The 22,361-nt window shown below is 61.3% G+C and carries 21 protein-coding genes, 6 tRNA genes and 1 riboswitch; of the genes, 3 read left to right on the forward strand and 24 right to left on the reverse strand.

The features are described from left to right. Window positions 1–17: 17 nt before the first annotated feature. Window positions 18–1,043 (forward strand): ornithine cyclodeaminase, encoded by a 1,026-nt coding sequence (locus VVR12_RS03495; protein WP_368549736.1) that lies wholly within the window; start codon window positions 18–20, stop codon window positions 1,041–1,043. 99 nt (window positions 1,044–1,142) lie between these two features. On the opposite strand, the gene hisF is transcribed toward VVR12_RS03495, so the two are convergent. The 23 genes from hisF to zapE form a co-directional block, all read right to left on the reverse strand. Beyond that, window positions 1,143–1,904, reverse strand: a complete 762-nt coding sequence (gene hisF, locus VVR12_RS03500; RefSeq protein ID WP_368549738.1) for an imidazole glycerol phosphate synthase subunit HisF — start codon at window positions 1,902–1,904, stop codon at window positions 1,143–1,145. A 30-nt stretch (window positions 1,905–1,934) separates the two neighbouring features. Further along, entirely contained in the window at window positions 1,935–2,786 is an 852-nt protein-coding gene (hisG, locus tag VVR12_RS03505) for an ATP phosphoribosyltransferase (RefSeq protein ID WP_368549739.1), read from the reverse strand. A gap of 14 nt (window positions 2,787–2,800) precedes the next feature. Beyond that, window positions 2,801–3,064, reverse strand: a complete 264-nt coding sequence (locus tag VVR12_RS03510; protein ID WP_368549741.1) for a phosphoribosyl-ATP diphosphatase — start codon at window positions 3,062–3,064, stop codon at window positions 2,801–2,803. A 73-nt stretch (window positions 3,065–3,137) separates the two neighbouring features. Beyond that, complete coding sequence (locus VVR12_RS03515) at window positions 3,138–4,496, reverse strand: threonine/serine exporter family protein (RefSeq protein WP_368549743.1); 1,359 nt, start codon at window positions 4,494–4,496, stop codon at window positions 3,138–3,140. A gap of 100 nt (window positions 4,497–4,596) precedes the next feature. Then, window positions 4,597–5,076, reverse strand: a complete 480-nt coding sequence (gene ribH / locus VVR12_RS03520; protein WP_368549744.1) for a 6,7-dimethyl-8-ribityllumazine synthase — start codon at window positions 5,074–5,076, stop codon at window positions 4,597–4,599. A gap of 38 nt (window positions 5,077–5,114) precedes the next feature. After that, window positions 5,115–5,786 carry a GTP cyclohydrolase II gene (locus VVR12_RS03525; RefSeq protein WP_368549745.1) on the reverse strand — a complete coding sequence of 224 codons (672 nt, stop codon included), beginning with the start codon at window positions 5,784–5,786 and terminating at the stop codon, window positions 5,115–5,117. Beyond that, the gene (ribB, locus tag VVR12_RS03530) at window positions 5,783–7,081 is read right to left on the reverse strand and encodes a 3,4-dihydroxy-2-butanone-4-phosphate synthase (protein ID WP_368549746.1); all 1,299 of its coding nucleotides are present in this window, start codon (window positions 7,079–7,081) and stop codon (window positions 5,783–5,785) included. The genes VVR12_RS03525 and ribB overlap by 4 nt, the downstream gene beginning before the upstream one ends. Window positions 7,082–7,143: 62 nt before the next feature. Further along, window positions 7,144–8,232 carry a bifunctional diaminohydroxyphosphoribosylaminopyrimidine deaminase/5-amino-6-(5-phosphoribosylamino)uracil reductase RibD gene (gene ribD, locus VVR12_RS03535; protein ID WP_368549748.1) on the reverse strand — a complete coding sequence of 363 codons (1,089 nt, stop codon included), beginning with the start codon at window positions 8,230–8,232 and terminating at the stop codon, window positions 7,144–7,146. An 87-nt stretch (window positions 8,233–8,319) separates the two neighbouring features. After that, window positions 8,320–8,454: riboswitch (FMN riboswitch) on the reverse strand. An 84-nt stretch (window positions 8,455–8,538) separates the two neighbouring features. Then, window positions 8,539–9,399 carry a hypothetical protein gene (locus VVR12_RS03540; RefSeq protein WP_368549749.1) on the reverse strand — a complete coding sequence of 287 codons (861 nt, stop codon included), beginning with the start codon at window positions 9,397–9,399 and terminating at the stop codon, window positions 8,539–8,541. A 68-nt stretch (window positions 9,400–9,467) separates the two neighbouring features. Then, complete coding sequence (gene rpe / locus VVR12_RS03545) at window positions 9,468–10,145, reverse strand: ribulose-phosphate 3-epimerase (protein WP_368549751.1); 678 nt, start codon at window positions 10,143–10,145, stop codon at window positions 9,468–9,470. 90 nt (window positions 10,146–10,235) lie between these two features. Then, window positions 10,236–11,627 (reverse strand): NAD-dependent succinate-semialdehyde dehydrogenase, encoded by a 1,392-nt coding sequence (locus VVR12_RS03550; protein ID WP_368549752.1) that lies wholly within the window; start codon window positions 11,625–11,627, stop codon window positions 10,236–10,238. Window positions 11,628–11,746: 119 nt separating this feature from the next. Continuing rightward, entirely contained in the window at window positions 11,747–13,396 is a 1,650-nt protein-coding gene (locus tag VVR12_RS03555) for an RsmB/NOP family class I SAM-dependent RNA methyltransferase (RefSeq protein ID WP_368549753.1), read from the reverse strand. Continuing rightward, window positions 13,393–14,325 carry a methionyl-tRNA formyltransferase gene (gene fmt / locus VVR12_RS03560; protein WP_368549754.1) on the reverse strand — a complete coding sequence of 311 codons (933 nt, stop codon included), beginning with the start codon at window positions 14,323–14,325 and terminating at the stop codon, window positions 13,393–13,395. The genes VVR12_RS03555 and fmt overlap by 4 nt, the downstream gene beginning before the upstream one ends. Next, a complete protein-coding gene (def, locus tag VVR12_RS03565; RefSeq protein ID WP_368549756.1) occupies window positions 14,322–14,960 on the reverse strand; it encodes a peptide deformylase in 639 nt (212 codons plus the stop codon). Before def ends, fmt begins: the two co-directional genes overlap by 4 nt. A gap of 114 nt (window positions 14,961–15,074) precedes the next feature. Next, a complete protein-coding gene (locus VVR12_RS03570; RefSeq protein ID WP_368549757.1) occupies window positions 15,075–15,920 on the reverse strand; it encodes a cytochrome in 846 nt (281 codons plus the stop codon). Window positions 15,921–16,067: 147 nt separating this feature from the next. After that, window positions 16,068–16,139, reverse strand: a tRNA-Val gene (locus tag VVR12_RS03575). Window position 16,140: 1 nt separating this feature from the next. Beyond that, a tRNA-Gly gene (locus VVR12_RS03580) sits at window positions 16,141–16,213 on the reverse strand. A gap of 49 nt (window positions 16,214–16,262) precedes the next feature. Further along, window positions 16,263–17,927: an ABC-F family ATP-binding cassette domain-containing protein gene (locus tag VVR12_RS03585; RefSeq protein WP_368549758.1), complete on the reverse strand. Its 1,665-nt coding sequence runs from the start codon at window positions 17,925–17,927 to the stop codon at window positions 16,263–16,265. A 207-nt stretch (window positions 17,928–18,134) separates the two neighbouring features. Beyond that, window positions 18,135–18,210: transfer RNA gene (locus tag VVR12_RS03590), tRNA-Gly, on the reverse strand. Window positions 18,211–18,341: 131 nt separating this feature from the next. Then, window positions 18,342–18,413: transfer RNA gene (locus tag VVR12_RS03595), tRNA-Val, on the reverse strand. Between the two features lie 25 nt (window positions 18,414–18,438). Continuing rightward, window positions 18,439–18,509 (reverse strand) — tRNA-Cys (locus tag VVR12_RS03600). A 54-nt stretch (window positions 18,510–18,563) separates the two neighbouring features. Then, window positions 18,564–18,636 (reverse strand) — tRNA-Gly (locus VVR12_RS03605). Window positions 18,637–18,824: 188 nt separating this feature from the next. Beyond that, complete coding sequence (zapE, locus tag VVR12_RS03610; RefSeq protein WP_368549760.1) at window positions 18,825–19,895, reverse strand: cell division protein ZapE; 1,071 nt, start codon at window positions 19,893–19,895, stop codon at window positions 18,825–18,827. 136 nt (window positions 19,896–20,031) lie between these two features. Between zapE and ybaK the strand changes: the two genes are divergently transcribed. Next, window positions 20,032–20,532 carry a Cys-tRNA(Pro) deacylase gene (gene ybaK / locus VVR12_RS03615; protein ID WP_368549762.1) on the forward strand — a complete coding sequence of 167 codons (501 nt, stop codon included), beginning with the start codon at window positions 20,032–20,034 and terminating at the stop codon, window positions 20,530–20,532. Between the two features lie 11 nt (window positions 20,533–20,543). Here the strand turns inward: ybaK and VVR12_RS03620 are convergent, their stop codons facing one another. Next, entirely contained in the window at window positions 20,544–21,818 is a 1,275-nt protein-coding gene (locus VVR12_RS03620; protein WP_368549764.1) for an alpha/beta hydrolase family protein, read from the reverse strand. An 82-nt stretch (window positions 21,819–21,900) separates the two neighbouring features. Here VVR12_RS03620 and msrB point away from each other — a divergent pair, with 82 nt between their 5' ends. Beyond that, window positions 21,901–22,326 carry a peptide-methionine (R)-S-oxide reductase MsrB gene (gene msrB / locus VVR12_RS03625; protein WP_368549767.1) on the forward strand — a complete coding sequence of 142 codons (426 nt, stop codon included), beginning with the start codon at window positions 21,901–21,903 and terminating at the stop codon, window positions 22,324–22,326. Window positions 22,327–22,361 lie beyond the last annotated feature (35 nt).

Raw genomic sequence — 22,361 nt, forward strand, 5'->3', positions numbered from 1 at the left:
TACACAAGGAGGCTCCTTTGCCCCAGTTCGTTGATGTTGCAAACATGGCTCGTTGGATTCAGAAAGACGGTGTTGAGAACATCATCACCGGCATGGTCGAATACCTCGAGCGTGATTTCAAGCGTTGGGAGAAGTTCGACAAGATCCCGCGCGTGGCAAGCCACACTCCGTTCGGGGTGATTGAGCTCATGCCGACCTCCGACAACGAGATCTACTCGTTCAAGTACGTCAACGGTCACCCCTCGAACCCCGCTCGCGGCTTCCAGACCGTGACCGCTTTCGGCGTGCTGGCCGACGTGGACAACGGCTACCCCACCTTCTTGGCTGAGATGACCCTGCTGACCGCTCTGCGTACCGCTGCCACCTCGGCTATGGTCGCCAAGCAGCTGGCCCGCAAGGATTCCAAGACCATGGCTCTGATCGGCACCGGTTGCCAGGCTGAATTCCAGACGCTGGGCTTCCGTGGCGTGCTGGGCATCGAAGAGGTCTACATCTACGATGTGGATGAGGCCGCTATGGACAAGTACTGCCGTAACATGGAGCCCTTGGGCATCAAGGTTCACCGCACTTCCTCCGTAGACGAGGCAGTGGCCAACGTCGACATCATCACCACCTGCACCGCAGACAAGGCACAGAACAAGATCCTCTCGGACGCCCAGGTCAAGCCCGGTGTGCACATCAACGCCGTCGGTGGCGACTGCCCCGGCAAGACCGAGCTGGAAGCCGACATCCTCAAGCGCTCCACCGTCTTCGTGGAATTCCCGCCCCAGACCCGCATCGAGGGCGAAATCCAGCAGATGGACCCGGACTTCCCTGTTACCGAGTTCTGGCAGGTTCTGACCGGTGCAGCAGAAGGCCGCACCTCCGACGACCAGATCACCCTGTTCGACTCCGTGGGATTCGCGATCTCCGACTTCGCTGCACTGCGCTACGCCAAAGACGCCACCGCGAACACCGAACTGCAGGTATTCATCGACCTGGTCGCTGATCCCGAGGATCCCAAGGACCTCTTCTCTCTCATCAAGACTCCCTCGCTGGTCTAAAACCCACACTTGCTGAGAGCAACGGGCCCGCCCCGTCGCAATTCGATGACGAATCGCGACGGGGCGGGCCCCTTTTGAGTCTCCGCTGAGAAGGTTTGTCTAGCGCACCGGGTATCCAGCGCCACGGATGGCATCTTTTACCTGCTGCACCGAAGCCTCACCAAAATGGAAAATCGAAGCCGCCAACACGGCGTCCGCCCCCGCGGCGATGGCCGGCGGAAAATGTTCGGCGGCCCCCGCCCCACCGGAGGCGATCAGCGGAAGGTTCGTCACGGCACGCACGGCAGAAATCATCTCGAGATCAAACCCCGACTTGGTGCCGTCGGCATCGATCGAGTTCAGCAGGATCTCCCCCACTCCCCGTTCTTGTGCCTCGCGAACCCACTCGAGAGCGTCGATGCCGGTCAATTCTCGTCCGCCGTGCGTGGTGACCTCGAACCCCGAGGCGGTGTGGGGCGATCGTCGGGCGTCCACGGAGAGAACGAGTACCTGAGAGCCGAAGCGCTCCACGATCTCGTTGATGACCTGGGGGTTCTTGATCGCGGCGGTGTTGATCGAGGCCTTGTCTGCCCCGGTCTTCAGCAATCGGGCGACGTCCTCGACGGTGCGCACTCCCCCGCCCACCGTCAACGGGATGAACACCGTCTCGGCGGTCTGCCCCACCATCTCGTAGGTGGTCTCGCGATCGGAAGAAGACGCGGTAACGTCCAAAAACGTCAGCTCGTCAATGCCTTCATCGTTATAGCGCCGACCCAATTCCACGGGATCCCCTGCATCGTGCAGGTTTGCGAAATTGACCCCTTTGACCACCCGACCGCGGTCCACGTCTAAACAGGCGATCACGCGCACTGCCACCGTCATGTTCAGCTCCTTCTCCGTGCTTCGCCGCGATCAGAGTCGAACGGCCTGGATAGGCGAAACCAGGATGGCGCGGGCGCCAATTTCGTAGAGGTCATCCATCACCCGGTTCACCTTCTGACGCTTGACCATGGCACGCACCGCCACCCAACCTTCGCGGTCGAGCGGAGAAACCGTGGGCGCCTCAAAACCGGGTGTTACCGCCGTGGCCTGGGGCAACAGGGATTCAGCGACATCGTAGTCGAGCATCACGTATTGGCGGGCGATCAAAACACCCTGCAGGCGCCGCACCAAGCGCTCCATCCCGGCCCTCTCGACAGGCGCGATATCCGCGCGCTTAATCAGCAACGCCTCGCTGTGCATGAGCGGCTCACCGAAGGGTTCCAACCCCGCGGCACGCATGGTGTTTCCGGTCTCGACGACGTCCGCGATAGCGTCCGCCACTCCTAACCGGATCGACGACTCGATCGCGCCATCCAGCCGCGTGACCGTGGCCTCGATACCGCGCTCCTGCAGGTAGGCCCGCACCAGTTTGGAGTATGAAGTGGCGATGCGCTTTCCTGCGAGTTGTTCAACCGCGTCGAACTGGCCGGCCGGGCCAGCGAAGCGGAAGGTGGACTTGGCGAAGTCCAAGCCCAAAATCTCCTCCGCCGGGGCCTGCGAATCCTGCAATAGGTCGCGGCCGGTGATCCCGACGTCCAACGTACCTTGACCCACATACACCGCGATATCGCGGGGGCGCAGGTAGAAGAATTCGATCTCGTTATCGGCGTCTACTAACACGAGCTCCCGCGAGTCACGCCGTTGCAGATACCCAGCTTCTTTGAACATCGCGGTGGCGGCCTCTGACAGGGCGCCCTTATTCGGTACGGCTACACGCAACATGAATGATCCTAAGACTAGAGGTATGAGTAGATGTCTTCGGGAGTCAGTCCCTTGGCTATCATCATGACCTGCAAATGGTAGATCAGTTGCGACGCCTCTTCGGCGAACTCGGCCTTCGACTGATACTCGGCGGCCATCCAGACCTCGGCTGCCTCTTCAACGATTTTCTTGCCAATGCCGTGGACGCCGGTGTCCAGCTCAGCGACGGTGCCAGACCCGGCGGGGCGGGTGGCGGCCTTCTCAGACAGTTCAGCGTACAAAGAGTCGAATGTTTTCACGCTCCCTACTCTACCTAGCTGTGACCTGTCTCTGACAAGGATGACGCCGAAGTTTCAGATAGTGGGAGCCCGATCAGGAGGAACTGGACTTGCTGAAAGGTCGGCTGAACACCGGCAACATGATGTCTTGAGCGTTATGTTCATCCACCATGTTCTTGGAGAATTCCTGGTCGGGAAACTCCTTGCGGAACTGCGCTTTGCGCAACAACCACAGCAATTCGGAGACGATGAACTGCCCGGCGGTTCCCCCGACCGACAGGCAGTAGGTGGTCACCAGCGCCTCAACGGCCAGCTCGGCGGCGCCCGATTGTTTGCCTAACAACCCCAGCATGCTCTGGTAGATCATCATCCCGGGGAACAGCGCCAACAACGACACCACCATGATAGCGTTCGAGGTGAGGTGTAGTGGTTTGGAGAGCACCACGCACACGCCGCCGACTACCGCAGCGGTGACCGCGGTGGAAGCGAAAGCGCCAACATGAAGTTCGTCGAGGAACAGGTACAGGAATTCTCCGCCCACACCCACCAGGGTGAGCGATAGCAGGCGCCACGAGCGTCCACCGCAGGCCAGAGCGAACCCGGCGGTCAGCACGGCGGCGCCGAGCAAGGGATCCACCCACGTCTTCGAATCGACCTGCAACGTCTCCACGAACCGCAGTTCCTCGGGAGCGTAGAGCTTCGCCACGGCGACGCCCACCGAGACACCGGTGATCAGACCCGCGGTGCAGATCAGGGCGTCGAGGAATTTGCCGATCGACGAAAGGTACCACCCCATCACAGCATCCTGAACTGCCCCGTACGCGGCCGCGCCCGCGAGGTAGGACGCCAGCGCGGAGACGATACAGACCACGACGTCGTTGCTGTGGGTGAGGATGCAGAACAGTGCTGAGATATGAACGGCGAGAAAACCGCCGAGCGCGAACTTGAAGATGCCGGGGGTGCGCGCGTTCTTCATGAACATCAGGGTGGTGCTGACCAATAGCGAGGTGATAGTCGCACCCACCATGATCACCCAGCCGGCACCGACGATCTGGCTGAAGCCCATGCCGATCATCGCGAACCCGATAACGTTCAGAATCCAGCTGGGTTTCTTCTGTTCTTTGTTTTCGCGACGCAACCGGGCAGTGGCCTGCTCGGCGGTGATGTTGCCCATCAGAAAGTCTTCGATGATTTCTTCGGCACTGGCGCGCCAGCTGATATCGAGCACACCGGGTTCGAGTTCGTGAATGTCGGTGTAGGGAATCTGATCATCCCCGCGCGAATCGGAGATGACGAGTTGCCCCATCGTGATGGAGATGGTGACGTTCTGCAACCCGCACTTGTCGGCGACCGCCAAGAGCGTTTTGGTCGAGGACGCGGCGGAGGCCCCGGATTTGATGAGGGCGTCGCCGAGCAGGAAGAGGAAATCGTAGGTGTCCTGTTGAGTGGCCATAAAAGTAAGACTATTACGCGTGGCACGATATGGCCGCTCAGCACTCGGGGACTGTGCAGATTTGAAGATTCCTCACAGTCCCCGGGGAGAAAATGGTGGGCTATGCAGAGAACTGGCGCAGCGTGAGCGCGGTCTCCAGGGCGGCCGAAGTGGCCTCAAATCCCTTGTCTTCAGAGGAGCCCTCCAACCCCGCACGATCGATCGCCTGCGCTTCATTGTCGCAGGTCAGCACGCCGAAGCCGACCGGGGTTTGGGTCTGAACCGAAACCTGGGTCAAACCGGTGGTAGCCGCGTCGCAGACGTATTCAAAGTGCGGGGTGCCGCCTCGAATGACCACGCCCAGGGCTACGACGGCGTCGAAGTGTTCGGCAAGTTTCGCGGCGGCTACGGGCAGTTCGAAGGTGCCGGGTACCCGCAGGACGGTGGGTTCGGCAATGCCGGCCGCGGCGGCTGCGCGGCGAGCGCCGTCCAGCAGGCCGTCCATGACCTGGGTGTGCCAGCTGGCGGCGACGATCGCCAGCTTCATGTCGCTCATGGTCTCGGGGTTGAGGTGGGTAGGTGCTGCTCCGGCGCCGGACATGGGGTTCTCCTGAGGTGGTTGGGATGGTGAATAAAATTCTAGATGTCGAAGTGCAGGTGATGGTGCATGCGACTCTGTTTGGTCTGTAGATAGCGGAGGTTCTCGGGCCGCGGGGGCACCTGGTCGGGCACCAGTTCGGTCACTTCGATCCCGGCCAGCCGTAGTCCTTCGGCCTTATCGGGGTTGTTGCTGACGAGGCTGATGCGGTCCACACCGAGTTGGTGCAGGATCACGGCCACCTGACGGTAGTCACGCATTTCTGGTTCCAGCCCCAGGTGCAGGTTCGCATCGAAGGTGTCGAGCCCCTCGTCTTGCAGGGCGTAGGCCCGCAGCTTGTTCACGAGTCCGATGCCGCGTCCTTCGTGGTTGCGTGCGTAGATGAGGTAACCGCCGATGCTCTGAATGATGTCGAGGCCCTGGGCGAGTTGCGGGCCGCAATCGCAACGGAACGAGCCGAAGAGGTCACCCGTGGCGCATTCGGAGTGCACACGTACCGCCGGCACCTCACCCTGGGCACCGATCGGCTCACCTTCATCGTTCACGGCGCGTAGGGACATGTGTTCGGTGCCGTCGGCGAATGCCCACGCCCGCATCTCGAATTTGCCGTGTGGGGTGGGTATGATGACCGGCGCCGAGGAGTCGATGAGCTGCGGGTTGGGATGCGGCAGGGGCGCGGTGGGTTCGTTCTCGTGCAGGGGAACTGGGTTCATGCACGTTCCTGGATGTAGTCGACGAGGTCCGCGATCGCGATCATGGGCATGTTGTGTTGGGTGGCAAAGGCCTTGAGTGCGTCGAAACGCATCATGGTGCCGTCGTCGTGCACCACTTCGGCGATGGCGGCCACCGGGGTGAGCCCGGCCAGGCGGCACAGTTCTACGCCGGCTTCGGTGTGGCCCTGCCGTTCGATGACTCCCCCGTCGACGGCGCGCAGCGGGAAGACGTGGCCGGGGCGGGTGAGCTCGGCCGGGGTGGAGCTTTTATCCCCGAGCACGTTCAGCGTCAGGCTACGGTCGTGGGCGGAGATACCGGTTGATTCCACCGCGGTAGCATCGCAGGAGACCGTGTAGGCGGTGTTTTTGGGGTCTTGGTTAGAGGCCACCATCGGGGGCAACTCGAGAGAGTCGGCGATCTCGTTGGTCATCGGGGCACAGATGACCCCGGAGCTGTAACGGATCGTGAACCCCATGAGTTCGGGGGTGGAGCGTTCGGCGGCGAAGATGATATCGCCTTCGTTTTCGCGGTCTTCGTCGTCGACCACGACCACGGCTCGTCCCGCGGCGATGGCTGCGACGGCCGTTTCGATGCTGTCGAGACCGCGGCGGGTTTGCGACTGCTCGGCATAGGTGCTGGGGGTTGCCGCGGTGGGAGCGTAGGCGGAGACCTCCATGATGCGCTGAACGTATTTGGCTAGTGCATCGGTTTCTAGGTTGACGGTGTCGCCGACCGTAAGTTCACCCAGGATGGTGGCGGCCAAGGTGGCCGGGATCAGCCCGACCTCGAACCAGCTGTGGGCGGCGGTGGGATGAGAGACGGCGGTGATGGTCAGGGACGCCCCCGAGACGGTAATCGAGCCCTTCTCCACCAGGTGCGAGGTGAGTTCGCGCGGGGTGCGGATGCGCAGCGTCCGCCAGGATTCGTGATCGGTCACGGCCTCCACCGTGCCGAGGCCATCCACGTGGCCCTGTACCACGTGCCCGTCGAAGCGTCCGCCGGCGGGCATACACCGTTCAAGGTTGACGCGGGTACCGGCCTGCGCCGAGCCGAGGTTGGTGCGCCGCAGCGTCTCGCCCATGACGTCTGCGACGAAGATCCCCGGTGCCGACTCCTGGCTGTCGGTGGCGGTCAAGCAAACGCCGTTGACCGAGAGGGAGCCACCGTGTTCGAGGTCGGAGATGATCTCACCGGCGTCGATAGTGATGACGGCCGATTCGGCGTGCCCGGAGGCGTTGGTAGTCATTTCTACGTGGGTGACGGTGCCGATTGCGCCGACGATACCTGTGAACATGTTTCCTCGTTTGTTGGTCTGACAGTGTGATAACCGGTGGAGATGAAGATTTATTTCGTGGCCTAGGGCGAGGGGTCTGCCGATTCGTATCCGGCGGCCAGGTGGAGCGCGACGTCCTGCCCCAGCCTTCGCACGGCGGGGCTGAGGCCGAGGTCATCGAGGCTGAAGTGGAGGGCCTGAGTGAGAGTTGCAATCTCTAGGTCTCCGACGGCGCGGCGACCGGATCCTAGGAACATCGGAGCCTGGTACAGAAAGATCTCATCCACGAACCCCGCGTGAAGAAAGGCGGTGGCGACGCTCGGCCCGCCCTCGATCATGAGGTGAGAAATCCCGCGGCGGTGCAACTCATCCAGCGCCTTCTGGGGGTCGCGGGTCCGCAGGTGCAGGTATCGTCCGTCGGCAGCCAGCTTGGAGCCCTCGGGCACCGGGCGTTGCCCCATGATCACCGGCAACGGCTGGCGCGGTTGCAGGTGCCCTTCGGGGGTGCGTGCGGTCAACGAGGGGTTATCGGCGTAGACGGTGCCGGTGCCCACCAGGATCGCGTCGGCGCGGGCGCGGATGCTGTGGCCGTCAGCGCGAGCCTGCGGGCCGGTGATCCACTGGCTGGTGCCGTCGGAGGCGGCGATGTAGCCGTCCATGGTTGAGGCGATTTTGAGGGTCACCCAGGGGCGGCCGGCGGCGGCCGCGGCGAACCAGCGGTTGTTGAGTTGAAACGATTCTGTCTCCCGCAACCCTTGTTCTGCGCGGATTCCGCGGGAACGCAGGTATGCGGCTCCCCCGGCTGCCGCATCGGTCTGATCTGCGTAGGCGTAACGGACGTCGGTGATCCCGGCTTCGGCAATAGCGTGTGAGCAGGGCCCGGTACGACCGGTGTGATTGCAGGGTTCCAGCGTCACGAACATACGGGCGCCGGTGAGGTCGCATCCCGCGTGGCGGGCCTGGGCGATGGCGTCAGCTTCAGCGTGTGCGGTGCCGGCTCCACGATGCCAACCGATGTGCAGAACCCGGTTGTGCAGATCGGTAATCACCGCGCCCACGAGCGGATTAGCCCCGCGGATTCCCAGGCGGGCGGCGGCAAGGGCGAGATCCATGGCGGCTTCATCGGTCACTGCCGTGCCCCGCTGAGCCAAGATCTGCTCGGCTGTTTTCATCTCTACCCTTCGCTCTCAGGCTCCGGGGAGGACACACGGGGGCGCACGCTACCGTTACGGCACAGCGGGCGCAGTTAACCGCCGAATGCACGTGCTTCCTACCATCCAGACTGTACTGTCGGTCCCGGAATTTCACCGGATCGGCCGGGGCTCCGCTAGGAAGCCTACGGTTCGCGGACTATCACCGCCGGTTCGGAATTTCACCGACCCCGGAGCACGTTTACTTCTCGATTATGACACATTCTCATCGGCTGAGGTGAGCCGGTGCTTCGCGCCGCCGGTTGATTGGGTCCTAGAGCGGGATGCTCAGGGGCGGTCTTCTTCGGTGCTTGGGGCGGTGGCTGCCGCGAGCAAGGTGGCCCGATAGTTGGCTTTGGCGCGCAGGGCATCGCGGCGGTAACCGTGGGCCTGGAAGGTGTCGAGGGCCTGTTTGGCCAGCGGAACCGCCCGCTCGACGTTGCGATCGTCGAACTCGATCGCGGCCAGCCCCTCCAGGCACGTTCCGATTTCCCAGAAAGCCTGTAGCTCGGTGAAAATCTCCAGGGCCTCCTGGTACATCAACCGGGCGCCGTCGTTCACATGATCTAACTTCTCGAGATAGGCCAGTTGCATCAGCGCGGTGGCCTTGGCTCGCAGGGCCGAGGGCGCGGCAGTGTTTGCCACGGCCTGGGTGAAGTGCGAGATCGCGTCGGTGAAATTCTCGCGAGCATCGTTGATCAGGCGTTCCTGCGCGAAGATGGACGCCGCGCTGTGCTTGTTCTGCCCCGCCTGCTCGAATTCGCCTGCGGCGGCGTAACTATCGCCGGCCAAGGCGTGGAAGCGTCGGGCTTCGTGGGTATTGCCAAGGGCGGCGTACATCAGCGCGATATTCTGTCGCTGCTCCGCCAACTGCAGGTGCAAGTCGTAGCGTTCGTAAAACTCTAAGGCGGCCAGCGCATGCTCGAGGGCGGCCTGCGGTTGCCCGGCGTTGTTCAGCGCCGCCGCAATGGCGGCGTGGCACATGGTCTGGCCCTCTTCTTCGAAGGACTCCCGGAAGAGCTCTTGGGCTTTCTCGAAGACGGGGATGCTGGCCGTCCAGCGGCCCATCTCGAAGATCGTCTTGGCCCGCTCGAAGGTTTCCCAGGCGTGCCCTAAGGGTGTGTGAGCTGCTCGTTGGTGAGCCGGCATAGTACCTCCTTCAGGGCCTGGATCTCTGCGCTGTAATGCTCTTACCTTACTCGTCCGCTACCTCGGCCTCAACGATGTGCGGCAGACCCTTTTTCGGCCGCGCCTCGTAAACCTGCGATTGCCGCCTCGATGTCGTCGGCCCCGTACACCGAGGAGCCGGCCACGAAGGTATCCGCTCCGGCTTCTGCCGCGGCGAGAATGGTCTGCTCGGTGATGCCGCCATCGACTTGCAGACGCAATGAAAGCTCCGAACCGGAGATCGCCTGGGCGGCCCGTCGGATCTTCGGCAGAGTAACTTCTAAGAATTTTTGGCCACCGAACCCGGGCTCCACCGTCATGATCAACAGCATGTCCAGTTCGCTGAGCATGTCCAGATACGGTTCCACGGCGGTGGCAGGACGGAGCGCCATACCCGCTTTGGTGCCCGATTCCCGCAGTGTGCGGGCCAGTTTGATGGGGGCGATCGCGGCCTCGGCGTGGAAGGTCACCGACTCGCACCCGGCCTCAGCGTACTGCGGGGCCCAACGGTCGGCGTCCTCAATCATCAGGTGCACGTCGAACGGCACGGGGGAAACCTCACGCAAGCGCTTAACCACGGGCAGTCCCCAGGTGAGGTTGGGTACGAAATGGTTATCCATCACGTCGATGTGGGCGGCGTCTGCCGTGGAAATCGCGTTCAGCTCGGAGGCGAGCTGGGAGAAATCGGCGCTCAGGATCGAGGGATGAATGTGGTGTTCGCACGGCATAGGGAGCCTCCTGCTCTGACGTAGGCGACGGTATTAGCATCTACTGTATGCCAGAGCGGAGGCAACCCCCAGCCTTGGTGGGGTTATGGCCTAGAAATCACCGTCAATGTCGGTGACCACGATGACCTTCTCGTTAACGAATTCCTTGATGCCCAGATCGGTCAGCTCGTGGCCGTAACCCGAGCGCTTCACGCCACCGAAGGGGATGTCCGCCTTGGCGCCGGTGGGCTGGTTAATGAAGACCATTCCGGTATCGATCTGACGCGCCAAACGCTGGGCCTTATCGATGTCAGTGGAAAAGACGGAACCGCCCAGGCCGAAGGGGGTGTTGTTGGCCAGACGGATCGCGTCGGCTTCGTCGCGAGCGCGGTAGATCGAAGAAACCGGTCCGAAGAATTCGATCTGGCTGGTCTTCGAGTCGTCGGGGATGTCGGTGAGGATCACCGGGCGGTGGAAGGCTCCGGTCGCGGGCATGTCCAGTTCAATCTCTTCCATGGAGATGCCCTCTGCCTCAGCCAGACGCAACTGTTCTTGCAGAACCTCCAACGCTGCTTGTGAGGAGAGCGGGGCCAGCGTTGTGGTCGAGTCCATGGGGTCGCCCATCTTCAGCTTCTTGACTTCTTCGCGGTAGACCTCGAGGAAGCGATCGTAGACGGAGTCTTCGACAATGATGCGCTTGGAGGAGACGCAGACCTGGCCGGCGTTCCAGTGACGGCCGAAGGCGGCCCACTTGGCGGCTTTTTCGACCTCGGCGTCGGCGAGTACCACGAACGCGTCTGCGCCGCCGAGTTCGAGGGTGGACTTCTTCAGGTTCTTCGCGGCTATCTGGGCGATGGCGGCGCCTGCCTTCTCCGAGCCAGTCAGCGCGACGCCGCGCACGCGATCATCACCGAGAATCTGTTCGGAGGCGTCGTGAGAGGCGAAGACGTTGACGAGCAGACCCTCCGGTGCGCCGGCCTCGTGCAGAAGGTCGACCATGGCCAGCGCCGATTGGGGCACATTGGAGGCGTGCTTGAGCACGATGGTGTTGCCGGCGGTTAGCTGGGGTGCCGAGATGCGGATGACCTGGTAGAAGGGAAAGTTCCAGGGTTCTACCGCGTAGAGTACGCCCAGCGGCTCGGGAACCAGCTTGACGTCGGTGTCGTTGAACCCGCGGGCGCGGATGTATCGCGGGGTGAGGTGTTCAGCACCGAACTTGACGTAGTAGTCGAGCATCTGGGCACAGAGCTCGACTTCGAGCTCCGCCTCGCCGATGACCTTGCCCATCTCCATGGTGAGGATTTCGGCGTACTGACGCTTCTTGGATCGAAGAATCGAGGCCGCGGCCGCTAGGATTTCGGCGCGTTCTTCGAACGTGGTCTCTTTCCACTTCAAGAAGGCTTCGTGAGCGGTGGTGATGGCCTGCTCGATCTGCTCTTCGGTGGCGGTGTCGAATTCTTTGACGACTTCGCCGGTGTAGGGGTTGGTGGTTGCGTAAGCCATAGTTGCTCCTTGGTTCGGGGGCCGCCGGGACAGTATCGGCGGCCCGAGGTGACTATGGTTTATATCCTACTTCTAGTGATACAGAGCACAATAGGGGCCGTTGTTTTGAAACCCTTTTGTTACTTTTTACGGAAGAGCGCAAAGAACATGGCGTCGGTGCCATGGACGTGCGGCCACAGCTGAGCGGTCATCGCCTCGGCACCGGCGTCCGGCAGCGGGCGGGAGGGGTCGCGCCGGCCGGAAAGTACCGACTCCCCGTCAACGACCCGACCCGCAGCGCGCAGCGCCGCACCCGAGTCGAGCAGTTGCACCTCGTTGCTGCGAAGGATGTCCATAACGATGTTTTGCGTCTCCGCCATGTGCGGCGAACAGGTCACGTAGGCGATCAGGCCACCGGGACGGGTCACCTGGACGGCCGCCTCAAAGAGCTCCTTTTGCAGGGGCAACAACTCGGCGATATCGCGCGGAGTCTTACGCCATCTCGCCTCGGGGCGACGACGCAACGCGCCGAGTCCCGAACACGGGACGTCCACCATGACGCGGTCGAAGAGCTGTCCCGCCTCCATGCCCTCGGGCAACAGTGATGCTTTGGCGGTGGTCTCGGCGATCTTTCGACCGTCGGCGGTGACTACTTTGAAGCTGTTCTGCGGTAGGGGCTTGAGCGAGGATTCCACCAGTTTGGCGCGGTGTTTTGACGACTCGTTCGCCAGCAACGATCCCCCGCGCTGAACGGCCAGGGCGCCCAAGAGGGCCGCCTTACCACCGGGGCCAGCGCAGAGATCGAGCCACGCACGATCCGGCCCCTGCAGGGGAGCCTGAGCCAGAGCACGCGCCACCAGCTGGGAGCCTGCGTCCTGGGCGCGCACGGTACCGGAACGCACCGACTCCAGGCGGGAGAGGTCGCCTGCCGAATAGTAGGCGGAACCTTCGACCAGGTCACCCTCTCGGGCGCCCTGGGCAACGGCCTCGCCCAGATCCCCCAGCCCGGGCAGCGCCACCAAGTTCACCGCGGGCGCCACGTTGTCGGCCTGCAACAGGTCGACCAATTCCTCTGGGTCACGGCCGTGGGCGGAAAGGGCCTGTTTCATCGCGCGCACGATCCACCCCGGATGCGAATACTCAAGACCCAAGCGTTCGTTCTCGTCGCTGGCGCCCTCGGTGATCTCCGTGCGCCACTGGGCCTCGCTTCGCTCGGATACCCGGCGCAAGACAGCGTTGATGAAGGACGCCGGTCCCGCCCCGATCTCGGCGCGGGCCAGGGCAACGGTGGAATTGAGCGCCGCGTGGGCCGGAACGCGCATTCCTAACAGTTGGTGAGTGCCCAATCGCAGGGCGCTGACCACCTGCACGTCAGTTTTGGCCAGCGGGCGATCCATGCACCGGGCAAGGATGGCGTCGTAGGTGCCTTGGTGGCGCAAGGTGCCGTAGGTCAGTTCGGTAGCGAACGCGGCATCCCGATGGTTCAGGTGATGCTGCCGGATCGCCTTGGGCAACACGAGGTTGGCGTATGCGTCGTCGGTGCTGACGGCGTTGATCACCTCAAACGCGCAGAGTCGCGCGGGATCGGCAGTACGGCGGCGTTGACCCGGCGCCAGCTGAGACTTTTGGCGCTCGTCCATCGTGCGGCGGTTGCGTTGGCGACCCCGCGCATCTCGGCGGATATTCTTCTGCCCGCCCTCGCGCTCAGTCCGGTCTCCCCTGCCGCGCGACGTTCTGCGCTGCGAACGAGCGCCATTCGCTCCAGGGCCCTCGTGATTCTGTTGACTCATGCCAATACCACCTTGTTCTCGGCCAACTCTTGACCTAGGCCGCGCGCCCAGGCGGCGGCGTCCATCATTTTTTTGCCGGCAGGTTGCACCAGCGTCAGTTCGAGACAACCGTCGGCACAGGTAACCACCGGTTTCTTCGCCACCAGGCGCACCGTACCGGGTTCTCCCTCGGCGGTAGCCGAACTGGGGGCCAGCATACCCACCTTGAAGCGATTGCCGTTGAATGTGCACCAAGCCCCCGGCTCGGGGGTGACCCCGCGTACCTTTGCCAGGATCGCGGCCGTCGTGTCGGCGAAATTCAGTCGAGCATCATCGATGGTGAGCTTCGGCGCATGGGTGGGTTCACCGGCCTGTTCGGTACCGGGTTTGCCGGCGGCGATGAGCTCGAAAGTGCGAGCCAGCAACAATCCGCCGGTATCCGCCAGACGCTGCAAAATATCACCGGCGGTGTCTTCCTCTGCAACCAGGGTTGACTCCGAGAGGAAGACCGGACCGGAATCCAGCCCCGCCTCGATCTGGAAGGTGGTGGAGAAAATCTCGGTCTCTCCGGCCATCAGGGCCCGTTGCACGGGCGCGGCACCGCGCCACTTCGGGAGTTGCGAAAAGTGCAGGTTGATCCACCCATGGGACAACAGGTCCAGGGCCGATTGCGGCAAGATGGCCCCATAGGCCACTACGGCCGCCACGTCTGCGTTGAGCGCATCCACGGCCTCGGCAATGTGCTCCGACCAGCGGTTCGCCTTGACCACGGGAATTCCCAGCTCCTCAGCCCGAGCCGCCACCGGGGACGGTGTGAGGCGGCGCTTGCGGCCGACCGGGGCGTCCTCGCGGGTCAGCACACCCACAACCTCGTAACCGGCCTCGATCAACCCGTTCAGCGGGGCGACCGCGATCTCGGGGGTGCCGGCATAGAGAACCTTAAACGTCATCGTCGACCTCCAAAAGCTGCACCCTGTCCCTGGGACGAGCCACCGAACGAACCGGCACCTAACGAGCCCCCACCGAATGAGGCGCCTGCACCAAAGGCGGAAGAAACCGCACCCGCACGCTCAGTACGCGTCGCCGAGGAGATGCGCTCATAGTCGGCGGCGCGGATGGCGCGCATAATGCGCTTTTTGTCTTCACCGACGACACGGTCGATGAACAGGTGGCCATAGAGGTGGTCGGTTTCATGCTGAAGCATGCGAGCGAAGAGCCCCTCGCCCTCCAGCACGATGGGCTGGTTATTGTAATCCACGCCGCGCACCCGCGCCCATTTCTTGCGCGGGGTCTCCGACGACAGACCGGGTACCGACAGGCACCCCTCGCCGCCCTCTTGATCCTCGTCGCCAACTTCGAGCACCGGGTTGATCACGTGGCCCTCACGGCCATCGATATTGCCAAAGGTAAAAATGCGCTTAGATACGCCCACCTGCGGCCCCGCCAGGCCCACACCGTTGACCTCGTACATGGTCTCTAACATGTCCGAAACCAGTTTCTTCAGCTCGTCGTCGAAGACGGTGATGTCTTCACAGGCAGTGCGCAAAACCGGGTCTCCCACGGTGCGAACCGTCAAAATGCTCATCGTTGCTTCCTTCAGTCGGGGCGTCTATCGATTAAGTCTAAGGAATTCCTGCACCCGCCACGCCATGCCTACCGGGTGTGGCAGATCTGTGAAGATGCAGGATAGGCAGAATGATCAGAGCGGCGGCGGCACCACAGGCATCAAGACGTCGCAGTCGTGCTGCCCCAGCGCCCGGTTATAGTCCCACACCCTCTTCAGAGCGCAAAACTTATACCAGTTATGTTCCAACACCTGCGGGTTTGCCTGTTGCGGCACCACCTCGGTCTCCCCCAGCGCCACACCCATGAGAATCGGTGCATCGCCGTGTTGCCAGGGCTCCCACTCGCCCTTTTCGGCGTCCACCAGAGCCTCCTCGGCCTTCACGCCAGCTACCAGTTGCATCACCACTTTGGCGTCGAGGGCCTTGACGCGCCCTCTGCGGTCGGTGCCCTTCGTCTTGTAGTCGATGATGCAGGTACGTCCGGCGATCTGCGCCACCAAATCCAGCGTGCCCGCGTACCCCACGGTATCGTTCCAGATCGTGACCTCGGTGGCCAACGGGGTCGGGCGATATAACTCCCACCACTCGTCAAAACGGTCCGCGAAGGCCATCTCACCGTTGACTGTCAGAGCCTCTCGCGCCTGCTCAACTTCATGCGGTAGGCCCATGGCGTGCAACGCCACGTTCTCCGCGTAATTGTGCACGCGGTCTCCGCGGGCGGCGGCTTGATCACGGTAGCGCTCCGAGGCGCTCGCGGCGTCCCGGATGATGGCGAATTTCAATCCGCCCGACGATGAGGCGCGATAGGCACGATGATCTTCCAACGCGGCCTTAGCGGCCATGTATCCGTGCCATCCGCTCAGATCCGATGCTTGTTGCCCGATGACGGTGGTGATCGAGGGAACCAGCAGATCTCCTCCGGTGTGGCGGGCATACATGCGGCCGAATTCCGTGCTGGTGGCCAATCGCGGCGACGTCATCTCTGCACCCTCTCTCCCCCAAATTTTTGCGACTCGTCTGGCCTGGCGGGGCTGACGTTCCGGCGTGCGCTCTCAGGGCCACGAAAAAACCCCGTCAGAAGATGAACAACTGACGGGGTTCGTGCGCTGATACGAGCGTTCATATCGTGCGCGATACTGGGTTCGAACCAGTGACCTCTTCGGTGTGAACGAAGCGCGCTACCACTGCGCTAATCGCGCGAGCGGTTGACGAGACTTGAACTCGCGACATCCACCTTGGCAAGGTGGTGCTCTACCAACTGAGCTACAACCGCAACTCGAATAACTATACACAATGGTAGGTGGTCTTTCAACCTGGCGAGACTATTGCAGGTGCACTTCTTGCCAGTCACATACCTTGGAAAGAAGGTACCGATCATGAGTTGCAACAACAACACTCGACTGGGTTCCCCTGAGATGGGGTATAAGTTGGTCGAGCAGGGTCATTGATAGGTGGTTGGTCGGTTCATCGAGCAGCAGGACGTGAGGACGTTGAGCTATAGTGACTGCCAGGTGGAGTCTCCTTTGCTGGCCAGCGGAAAGCTGCCCAACACGGGTGGTACGCGCTTCGGTGGCCAGTAAACCCAGGCTTTCTAGAGTCGGCGTGTCCGAATACTCCGCGTAGGTACCTGTTTGAATGAGGCTCTGCCGATACACATCTTCTGGGGTTAGCTCTGGGTTCCACTGGGGCACCTCTTGCGACAACAGGGCTATCTTCACCTCAGGAGCTACTGTCACACTGCCGTTTGTGGGGGCCAGCTCCCCTGCCAGCATGGAAATCAAGGTTGATTTACCGGTCCCGTTTCCACCGGTCACCACGATTTTTTGCCCGGTCCTTAGCGATAAGCTAACATCATGGGCACTGCGCCCCAGATATGCGATATCGCTAGCTTCAAGCAATAGCTTTTCTTTCTCAATTCGCACCTCTGGGTACTGCAGAATACTCGGGGGCTCAGGAACTTCAATGTCATAGCTTTCCAGCTCGTTAAGACGTTGCTTGAACGCTTTGACATGGCTAGCAGCTCGCGTAGCTCGCTGATGCTTTCCTGTCCCCTTGGGCGGCCGCCACCCTGTGTGCAACCTAGCCCCTGCCTCTTCAACCGCCTGTCTCAGTTCTTCTGTGCGGTTGATGTGGTCTTGATAGGTTTTCTCCCACGCAACACGGTCTTTTCGTTTTCCCTTCTGCCACCCTTTGTAGCCACCAGAGTAGACCTGGGGCACCCCTTGTAATGACGGGTCAAGATCGCAGAAAGTCTGCGCAACGTCAACCAGGAGTTGCCGGTCATGGCTGACTACCGCAAATCCGCTCTTTAGCTCCTGCAGGGACTGAGTCAGGAATTCAATCGACTCTCTATCTAAATGATTGGTTGGCTCATCAAGTAGAAGTACATCTGCTCCTGCGCCGAGAAGCACAGCAAGCCTAACCCTGTACCTTTGGCCCACCGACAGGGTGCTAAGGTTTCGGGATCGGTCTGTACACGCTTTTAGTCCGTGGAGCGCTTGATCGATTTTTCTGTCAATATCCCATGCTTCCAGTGCACTAACTTTTTCTAGCGCTTGAGCGTAGGCAACCTCTGCCCCCTCATGTCCAAGCGCGAGTAATTCTGACGCTCTGTCGAGGTCTGCAAGTGCCGTGTGTGCATGCTGAGTGGATAGTTTGATGAGATCGCCTACAGTTTGATGGTCGATCAATGCCATATCCTGCCCAACAAAAGCGATTGTCCCCTGAGATGCCACTTCACCCAGGTCAGGGTTTTCTAGGCCTGACAGTATTTTGAACAGGGTGCTTTTCCCTGTACCGTTCTCTCCAACGACCGCCATCTTGGTATGTTCCGATATTGTCAGGTTTAAATCTGAGAAGAGTATTTTTCCGCCTCTAGTGGCGGAGATATTTTCTGCCTTGATGTGTGCGGTGGCGGATGTTCCGCTCTGGTGAGTAACGAAGCCTAATGTTTGAGGTTCTACGGGGTGACGTTTGTTGTTTCGCATATTCTCTCTAGTCCGTTGAGGGTACGACTATGTACCCGTTCATCTGGGGTGATGGAACGGCGGCTGAAGAGATTGAACCCTAGGTGTAAGCCGCCTTTAGCGGCGGATCCAGGGCTTAGCGATAGCTACTGCGAAATACATGGTGAACACTCTATCAAGTGGTAGATAGCGACGCAAAAGCCCCGGTTCGGTGAACCGGGGCTTACGTGGAGCGGTTGACGAGACTTGAACTCGCGACATCCACCTTGGCAAGGTGGTGCTCTACCAACTGAGCTACAACCGCGCAGCGAAGAAATGCTAAACACCCAGAATTAACCTGATGCAATTTATCGGCGGTCTTCGTGGAATACATCACATCAATATCTAAGAATGTTTAAACACAAAACCCCGCCTCTTTCGAGACGGGGTTATCTGTGCGCGATACTGGGATCGAACCAGTGACCTCTTCCGTGTCAGGGAAACGCGCTACCGCTGCGCTAATCGCGCTAAAAACAATATTTTATTGTTTGCGAGGTGAGGACGGGATTTGAACCCGCGTACACGGCTTTGCAGGCCGCTGCCTAACCACTCGACCACCTCACCGAGCCTTGCATGTAAGCTAGGGCGTGTATTTCATCAGTGATGAAATATCATGCGAGCGGTTGACGAGACTTGAACTCGCGACATCCACCTTGGCAAGGTGGTGCTCTACCAACTGAGCTACAACCGCATATCAACTCTATGATCTTCGCGGATTTCTCCGTTCCGACCGGCTGACAGGTAAATACTTTACACACATTTGGTGCGCGTGCCAAATCGAGTCGACACTCACCTAAAATCCCCGGAAACTCAGGGTGAAACGGGGCAAGAATACCCCGTTTCAACCACGCGAGTCTGAGGAATTTTTTATGTTTTGCTTCACACTCGCGAGGATTCCGCACCCTCGCGCGCCAGTGCAGTCAGACGAGAAATCGCGCGGTAATACTTCTTTTGGTAGCCACCGGCCAGCATTTCTTCGGTGAAGACCTGATCAAAGGGAACTCCCGAAGATACGATTGGCAGGTCCTTGTCGTAGAGGCGGTCTGCAAGCACCACGAAACGCAACGCCACCGCCTGCTGGGTAATCGGCTCGACGTTGGTCCAGCAGATCCCCTCCAGGTTGTCGATGAGCTGACGGTAGCGGGAAGGGTGCACCCGCGAGAGATGCTCTACCAGCGCCGGGAAATCATCCAGCGCCACCCGGGTGTCCGGGGCGAAGAGCCGCTCCACGGTAGCCTGTTCCTCACCCACCGCCACCGGCCGCGGCGCCTCGGGTAGTCCGCGATGTCGGTAGTCCTCGCCGTCCACCCGTAGCACCTTGAACTGATCGGCAAGCACCTGGATCTCTCGCTTGAAGTCGGCGGCCGCGAAACGTCCCTCACCCAACGCGCCAGGCAGGGTGTTGGAGGTCGCGGCGATCTTTACCCCGGCGTCCGAAAGTTCACGCATGAGGCGCGACATCAACACGGTGTCGCCCGGATCGTCCAGCTCAAACTCATCGATGCACACCAGCTTGTACTGGCTCAGTGCCTGAACCGTCTTGCTGAAGGTCAGGGCACCTACCAGGTTCGTGTATTCGACGAACGTGCCAAACGCCTTCGGACCCTCAACCGCGTGCCATAGCGAGGCCAGCAGGTGCGTCTTACCCACGCCGAATCCACCGTCAAGGTAAATACCGTTGAGGCCGGACGGCGCCTGCGCCCCGCCCCCAAAAAGTCGAGAAAAGAAACCCCCGCCAGAGGAGGACGACTTGCCCACCGTCTGCGCAAAAGCCTGGAGCTCCCGAACGGCCTCCGCCTGCGAGGGCTGAGCGGGATCGGGATGATAGGTATCGAAAGAGACCTCACCAAACCGCTCCGACGGTCGGAAGCCCTGCAGAAGTTCCTCCGCAGAAACGTGAGGGTGACGGTCGACGAGATGCTCAAAGGTAGCCAAAGGATCAACTTTCATGCTGCGGTGTACCCTGAATCGGCGGTGAAACAGGGGCGTTCTTCTCAGACTGTAGTCTAGTGCATCGCCAATGACCTGCCCCGGCTTCGAGGATAAACTTTTCACGAAAGAAACCCCGAGAGAAGGCAGGTATTCCGTGGGCAAGAAAAAAGGTTCAGACTCAGCATCTACCGCTGCCGTGGTGACACTGCGCCAGTCCGGCGTGGAGTTCGAGATCCGCCAGTACGAACATCGTGACGGTGAACAGGCCTTCGGCAAGGAGGCCGCCGCCTCCCTCGGTCGAGATGAGGCGCAGGTCTTCAAGACCCTGATGATCCACCACGAGAACAACTTTGCTATATGCATCGTGCCGGTGGCCGGCAAGCTCAACCTGAAGAAAGCAGCCGCGGCGCTGGGATGGAAATCGGCGACGATGGCAGACCCCAAGGTCGCCGAGCGTCGTTCCGGATACGTGGTGGGTGGGATTTCACCCATCGGCCAGAAGACCGCACACGACACTCTGCTGGACCACAGCGCCACCGAGTTTTCGACGATCCTGGTCTCCGGAGGAAAGCGCGGTGTAGACGTCGAGCTCTCCCCCGGCGACCTGTTGGCCGTGGTCTCCGGACGCTACGCCGACCTGCAGATGCCGGCCTAAGCTACCCGAGATCACGAGCTCAGGCGAGGCGATAGCCACTCGACTACAGTGTCCCGCCATCGCTTCGGGTCGACGTTCCACTCCCGGGTGTGGCTGGCCCCGTGGAAGGCGACGAAGTCAACCAACGGAGATTTCTCGGCCAGCTCCTGACTGCTGGACGGAGGCACAAAAGTATCGTCGAGCGAATGGATGATCAGCGTAGGTACCGAAATATCCTCGGGTCGGCGGGTCCAGGAGAGTTTGCCGAGATCGATCGGTCGCTTCAGACCGGTGAAGAAGTTCAGCGCCGGGGTTGAAATCATCGAAACCCCCAGCTGACCGATACGGAGCGGAATCTTATTGAGCTGACCGTGATACTGAATCAGGTTCAGCCAGTCCACGGCCGGTCCGTCCAAGACCATGGCGCGGATGCGGTCACGATACCGGCCGCGATCCATGGCCTGCAGGCAGATGGCCGCGCCCATCGACCAACCGAAGAGCACCACATCGCGAGCCCCGTGGTCCAGGGCATAGGCGATCGCGGTATCGACGTCTTCCCATTCGGTGAAACCCAAACCGTAGCGTCCGTCCTCGGCGGAGGGGGCCTCACGGTCGGTGCGGTACGAGATATGTAGCGAGGTCATGCCTAGTCTCTGGGTGGCTTCGAGCGCTCGTAGGGTTTCGGCCCGCGTCGAGCCCATGCCGTGCACCATAATCGCCCACGTCGCGCTGTCGTCGGGCGTTGCCGAAGACGAAGGACGCTGCCCCTCGAGTGCCGCCTGGGGGTGAACGACCCACGCCGGTGCGCTGCCCACCTCAAGTTCTAGCGAGACGTCATCGGCTACGTAACCGGCCTCCTCGGGGGTTCGATACACCGACCCGGAGATCCGCGCGCGGGCGGCCACGGCAAGATCCCCAGACCGCACGACGTTGACGCGACGCACCACCGAATTGTCATCCGGATGGTAGGCCAGCACCTCGCCCAAGACCGCAAAGGATTGTCCACCGTTGAAATACAGTCCGTACTCCCCCGGCGCTACGGTGACCAGGCTAGCCGGTAGTCGAACAGAGGTTGGCTGGCCCGTCAGCTGTTCGGCGTAGGAGTCATACCCGACCGCCAAGATCTTGACGTTCTCCACCGGTCGCTTCGGCGGCACCACCACCTGACGGGCAAAGTAAGCGGCAACGCCCGCGCCACCGGCCACGGCGGTACCGGTCACCGCGGCCCCCACGCCGGCGCCCACCGCCGCAGACGGTAGCGTCTTCTTCAGATTCTCAGCGGTGACAAGTTCACGGAACAATCGCATAGCTACCTCGCCTTCTGCACGGAATACCACCAGTCTATAAGGTGTTAACAACAGCGAAAGAGCACACAGCGAAAGGACCATCATGAGCGAGAACGTACCGGGCGTGGGCAAGATCGCCAAAGACTGGAAGTCGGTTCTCAACCCCGCCGAATACGAGGTATTGCGCAACGCCGGCACCGAACGTCCCTTCACCGGTGAATACTGGGATACCACCACCGAGGGCGTCTATGCCTGCCGCGCCTGCGGCACCGAACTATTCCGTTCTAGCGAAAAATTTTCCTCGCACTGCGGCTGGCCCTCGTTCTTCCAGCCGCTGGCCGAGGACCGCGTGCGGTATCTGGAGGACGACTCGCTCGGCATGAAGCGCGTCGAGGTGCGCTGCGCCGCCTGCGATTCCCACTTGGGCCACGTCTTCGAGGGAGAAGGCTACGAGACCCCCACCGACCTGCGCTATTGCATCAATTCGATCAGCCTCCGCCTGGAGGAACGGGCCGTAGATCAGGATTAAGCGGGTCTCAGATGCCCCGATGCTCAGGCAACGCC

It is taken from the genome of Rothia sp. LK2588, from assembly GCF_040946465.1.
Taxonomy (GTDB): Bacteria; Actinomycetota; Actinomycetes; order Actinomycetales; family Micrococcaceae; genus Rothia.